The sequence below is a fragment of the Psychrobacter sp. ANT_WB68 genome, assembly GCF_008369115.1.
Taxonomy (GTDB): Bacteria; Pseudomonadota; Gammaproteobacteria; order Pseudomonadales; family Moraxellaceae; genus Psychrobacter.
In genome coordinates, this window is the sequence record NZ_VOAZ01000010.1 from 1 (window position 1) to 1,217 (window position 1,217).

The window sequence follows — 1,217 nt, forward strand, 5'->3', positions numbered from 1 at the left end:
AAAAAAGAGGAAATACCCATGGCAAAGGCCAAGTTTGAACGCAGCAAGCCACACGTCAACGTCGGTACCATCGGACACGTTGACCACGGTAAAACAACCCTAACCGCCGCTATCGCAACCGTAGCAGCAATCACCTCTGGTGGCGAAGCCAAAGACTACGCGTCTATTGACTCAGCACCAGAAGAGAAAGCACGTGGCATCACCATCAACACCTCACACGTAGAATATGACACCCCATCACGTCACTACGCTCACGTCGATTGCCCAGGTCACGCCGATTATGTTAAAAACATGATCACTGGTGCTGCACAGATGGACGGCGCAATCCTAGTTGTATCTGCAACTGACGGCCCAATGCCACAAACCCGTGAGCACATCCTGCTTTCACGTCAGGTTGGCGTACCGTACATCATCGTATTCATGAACAAGTGTGACCTTGTTGATGACGAAGAACTACTTGAGCTAGTAGAAATGGAAGTTCGTGAACTTCTTAACGACTACGACTTCCCAGGTGATGACACCCCAATCGTAAAAGGTTCAGCCACCCAAGCCCTTAAAGGCGACGAAGGCAAATACGGCCAACCAGCCGTCGTAGAACTACTAGGCATCCTAGACACCTACATCCCAGAGCCAGAGCGTGACATCGACAAAGCATTCCTAATGCCAATCGAAGACGTATTCTCAATCTCAGGTCGTGGTACTGTGGTAACTGGTCGTGTTGAATCAGGTATCGTACGTGTTGGTGACGAGATTGAAATCGTTGGTATCCGTGACACGCAAAAAACCACCTGTACTGGTGTAGAGATGTTCCGTAAACTGCTTGACGAAGGTCGTGCAGGCGAAAACTGTGGCGTACTACTACGTGGTACCAAACGTGAAGACGTACAACGTGGCCAAGTACTAGCTAAGCCAGGTTCTATTACTCCTCACACCAAGTTTGACGCAGAAGTATATGTATTGTCAAAAGAAGAGGGTGGTCGTCACACACCATTCCTAAACGGCTATCGTCCACAGTTCTACTTCCGTACCACTGACGTAACTGGCGCAATCCAATTACAAGAAGGTACTGAAATGGTTATGCCTGGCGATAACGTTGAGATGGGCGTAGAGCTTATCCATCCAATCGCTATGGACAAAGGTCTACGCTTCGCTATTCGTGAAGGCGGCCGTACGGTAGGCGCTGGTGTTGTTGCTAACGTACTTAGCTAAGTAACCCA

At 49.2% G+C, this 1,217-nt stretch carries 1 protein-coding gene; it reads left to right on the forward strand.

Features of this window, described 5'->3' with window-relative positions:
- The first annotated feature begins 18 nt into the window (after positions 1-18).
- Positions 19-1,209, forward strand: coding sequence for an elongation factor Tu (gene tuf, locus FQ084_RS13165; RefSeq protein WP_149491077.1), 1,191 nt, complete (start codon positions 19-21; stop codon positions 1,207-1,209).
- The last annotated feature ends 8 nt before the right edge of the window (positions 1,210-1,217 follow it).